This is a genomic window from Coleofasciculus sp. FACHB-712, assembly GCF_014695635.1.
Lineage (GTDB): Bacteria > Cyanobacteriota > Cyanobacteriia > Cyanobacteriales > FACHB-T130 > FACHB-T130.
This window is the reverse complement of the sequence record NZ_JACJOQ010000041.1, coordinates 1-3,619: the sequence shown is the minus strand read 5'-3', so window position 1 is coordinate 3,619 and position 3,619 is coordinate 1. Positions and strand designations below refer to the sequence as shown.

4 protein-coding genes and 1 pseudogene are annotated in these 3,619 nt (G+C 47.1%); 2 read left to right on the top strand and 3 right to left on the bottom strand.

Annotation, left to right across the window (positions count from 1 at the left end; translation table 11 throughout):
• On the bottom strand, positions 1-347 hold a 347-nt coding region (locus tag H6F50_RS00745), incomplete at its 3' end, for a 2OG-Fe dioxygenase family protein (RefSeq protein WP_190425214.1).
• A 220-nt stretch (positions 348-567) separates the two neighbouring features.
• Positions 568-1,329, bottom strand: coding sequence for an aldolase/citrate lyase family protein (locus H6F50_RS00740; protein WP_190425211.1), 762 nt, complete (start codon positions 1,327-1,329; stop codon positions 568-570).
• 95 nt (positions 1,330-1,424) lie between these two features.
• On the opposite strand from H6F50_RS00740, the gene H6F50_RS00735 reads away from it, so the two are divergent.
• Positions 1,425-2,090 carry a response regulator transcription factor gene (locus H6F50_RS00735; RefSeq protein ID WP_190410902.1) on the top strand — a complete coding sequence of 222 codons (666 nt, stop codon included), beginning with the start codon at positions 1,425-1,427 and terminating at the stop codon, positions 2,088-2,090.
• Positions 2,091-2,129: 39 nt separating this feature from the next.
• Here the strand turns inward: H6F50_RS00735 and H6F50_RS00730 are convergent, their stop codons facing one another.
• The gene (locus H6F50_RS00730) at positions 2,130-2,606 is read right to left on the bottom strand and encodes a low molecular weight protein-tyrosine-phosphatase (protein ID WP_190425208.1); all 477 of its coding nucleotides are present in this window, start codon (positions 2,604-2,606) and stop codon (positions 2,130-2,132) included.
• Positions 2,607-2,936: 330 nt separating this feature from the next.
• Here H6F50_RS00730 and H6F50_RS00725 point away from each other — a divergent pair.
• Positions 2,937-3,619: pseudogene (locus tag H6F50_RS00725) on the top strand (SGNH/GDSL hydrolase family protein); the annotation flags it as partial.

Below are 3,619 nucleotides of genomic sequence, written 5' to 3'. Positions count from 1 at the left end.
GCTTCTGGGTCGAGTTGGCAGTAATCAATAAATGCCAAAACAAGTTTTTTGAAATCTTCAAGCTTCGTAATGGCATCATCTAGTTCGGCATACTCTCGCTTGATATCGCCGACTAATGGATTGTATTGCTTGCTTTGAAACAAGTAACCATGCGGTAGTTTGACTAAGTCATTTCCAAATACTTTGAACCGAGATAATCTTCTGAAACGATAATTATTCTTGATGTAAGGGTCAACAGGAAGATCGCTAAAGAATGGCTTAAAACCTTCTATCTTTACGGAATGGACTTTGTGTAAGGTAAACATCATGGCATAAGCCAAATCCGTCGATCCCGGTAGCGTTTGCATCGCTTTTTCTCCAGTACGCTTCGATCCCCAGTTTTCCTTCCTACTTTAGGAAGGCTATTCTTTAAGCATAAACTTAGAATTTTTAACTTGGTTGTTTATGATACAAAATTAATACAAATTTTTGATAAAGATTCCCTCCCAACGACTCAGTGAAATGTAAAAATTTAGATATAGTTTTACATATTTCTTCCTTCTCTGGGATTTTACTGAACTGGCAGCCTTAAGTTCGCACTGCTTTTACCAAAGCCTCGCACGCTCGCAGGAAAATACCGACATCCACACCGAGAGTTATGTACTGAACTCCGGCATCAATCCACTGCTTCGCTGTTTCAGGATTATCGGCAAATGTGCCCGCAGATTTCCCAGCCTTGCGAATCGTGGTAACGCATTTTTGCATCAGCTCAATTACCTGCGAGTCTTGCACTTGCCCCGGAATGCCCAAAGACTGCGACAAGTCATAAGGACCGAGGAAAATGACATCAATGTGGGGCACGCTGACAATTTCTTCAATATTTTCGACGCCGCGAATCCCTTCGACGTGAACGACAATCAGAGATTCTTCGTTGAGCTGATTTGTAATTTGCGTCCCTGCTGCTGCGTACACGCCAGCACGGGTGTAAAATGAAAGTCCGCGCGAACCAAGAGGGCTATATTTGGCACCACGCACAACATCCGCTGCGTCGGACTGAGTTTCTATCTGAGGCACTTGAACACCGGCACTGCCGATGTCCAGTGCCCGTTGAATTTGCGGTGCGTCGTTCTTGCGGATGCGTACAATCGGTGCCAATCCCACGCAGTCGGCTGCACGGCACAGGTCTTCGGCAACCAGTGTGTTGAGGGCACCGTGTTCCATGTCAATCACGGCAAAGTCAAATCCTGCGTGTCCGCAGATTTCTATAAAAGCCGGATAGGCGCAGTTGATGAACGGGCCGAGGACAACCTCACCTCGCTTGAGTTTCCGTTTCAGTTGATTTTCACGCATTGGTCAGTTTTCACCTTAAGAGGCAGAACAGTGTTCCCACTTTTAGGATGGACTTGACCTATTCTAGGGGTTATGTACGCTCTTCCTCTGTGCCCATGCCTTTGCTCATCGTGGTTGCCGATGACGATCCAGGAATTCGGCTTTCTATATGCGATTATCTGGAAATGTCTGGCTACTCAGTTATTACAGCTGAGGATGGTCAAGCAGCTCTCAGTTTAGTTGAGTCATATCATCCTCATTTGCTGGTAACAGACATTATGATGCCCCGGATGGATGGCTATGAACTGGTGCGGCGTCTCCGTCAACGCCCAGCGTTTCGTCTATTACCAGTAATTTTCTTAACGGAGCGTGCAACGACCTCAGAACGGATTCGGGGCTACCAATTAGGCTGCGATCTGTATCTGCCCAAGCCGTTTGAGTTGGATGAGTTGGGGGCCGTGATTCGCAATCTTTTAGAGCGATCGCAGATGATTCAAGTCGAATGGCGATCGCTGATTCATGCTGTTGCCACACCAGAGAAGGAAGTGGAAGCTCCTGGGCTTCCCCAACATACTCCTTCAAACTCATTCAACCTAACTCAGCGAGAACAGGAAGTTCTCGATTTACTCACTAAGGGTTTATCTAACGCCGACATCGGCAACGAGTTGCACCTCAGTCCTCGGACGGTGGAAAAGCACGTCAGCAACCTGCTGAGAAAAACGGAAACTAGCAACCGAGCCGAACTGGTGCGTTTTGCCTTAGAGCATCATCTGGTGGAATAGTCAATTGCTAATGGCTAATTGTTGAATCTAATTAGCCCATTAGCGATTAGTATGACTAACGTGTTGTAGCAGACCCTCACAGGCATCTAAAAGTAAATCGATGACTTGGTTAAACCCCTCCGGGCCACCGTAGTAGGGGTCAGGAACCTCAGTTGCAGTATGGCGGGTGCAAAAGTCACACATCAGCCGCACCTTGTCCCGATACTGCCCTGATGGGTCAAGGGAGAGGATATCGCGGTAATTCTCCCGATCCATTGCCAGAATCAGGTCAAAGTCCTCAAAGTCAGACCTTTGAAACTGCCGCGCTTGACCTTGGAGTTTAATTCCTTTGTGTCCTGCGGCTACTCCCATGCGTCGGTCGGGGGAACGACCAATGTGATAACCAGCTGTACCGGCAGAATCGCAGATGATCCGTTCCCCTAAGTTTGCTTGCTCAATCAAATGGTTCATGATGTTTTCTGCCGCAGGCGACCGGCAAATATTGCCCAAGCAAACGAATAATAACTTGTAGGACATTTGATGCTAAGATGTCTAGTTTTGTACGTTTAATGATTGATACACTTCCCCATTCACAAGTCTCTAATTCCGCACCAGCATTAGAGGAAAGCCAATCGGTATAACTCATTAATCATAAGTGGTCATCTACCCTGGTGTTAAGTTTAGCAACGAAATTGCTGCATACTGGGATCGCAGTGGGATAACGAATGCCGGGATTGAGTTAATCTTTACTTTTGTTATTCTGCCTGACTCCACCGGCAACTCATGAAAGCGAAAGGCAAGCATTTAATCATCCCTTTTTTGCCTTTTACTTCCTTTGTTCGTTGGTCATTTGAGGTTCATTACTTGATGTTTAAAAAGTCCCGCTACAAACCTTATCAAAAACGCCGCCAGCCGCCTTCGCTCCTCATCCTACTCCTAGCTTTGCCCCTCATTTTGATTCTCTTGGAACTGCTTGCACGGGTTGCTGTGAGCGTTGCGGGCAAAAATGCTGAATTGGCAGCCTATGAAGGTGAACCGACAGAAGTTACCGCTTACCGCCTTAAATTCCTCGATCAAAACCAGCAAACCTACGGGGGTTTACCGAATTCTGGGCGTCTGGTTGCCAAACGGCGTTTATCAGTGGGATATCAGCTGGCAGGAAATCAACAGAGCAAATTCTGGCGCATTAACGAACAGGGTTTTCGTGATGACCAGCCGGTTTCTCAAGCGAAACCCAAAGATGAAATTCGGATTTTCATTTTGGGCGGTTCTACAGCTTTTGGTCAAATGAGTTCCAATAACGCAACCACGTTTGCCCATAAGCTCGAAGGTAGTCTGAATATACGGGTAAAGCAGCAGAAAGCTTCTCCAGAGAAATTTCGCCCGGATTTCTTGCCCTACTACAAGCCAGAACGGGTGAAAGCACTCGCCTTGCCGCTACGGATTCGGGAAGGCAACTATCGTGTCATTAACGCGGCGGTTCCTGGCTATACTTCGGGGAACGAACTGGCTGGGCTTGCCCTCCAGATTTTGCCTTACCAGCCTGATGC

What these genes read in the sequence shown, in the direction of transcription:
- H6F50_RS00735 (WP_190410902.1), top strand. Translation starts at nt 1,425, where the DNA reads ATGCCTTTGCTCATCGTGGTTGCCGATGACGATCCAGGAATTCGGCTT.
- H6F50_RS00740 (WP_190425211.1), bottom strand. Translation starts at nt 1,329, where the DNA reads ATGCGTGAAAATCAACTGAAACGGAAACTCAAGCGAGGTGAGGTTGTC.
- H6F50_RS00730 (WP_190425208.1), bottom strand. Translation starts at nt 2,606, where the DNA reads ATGTCCTACAAGTTATTATTCGTTTGCTTGGGCAATATTTGCCGGTCG.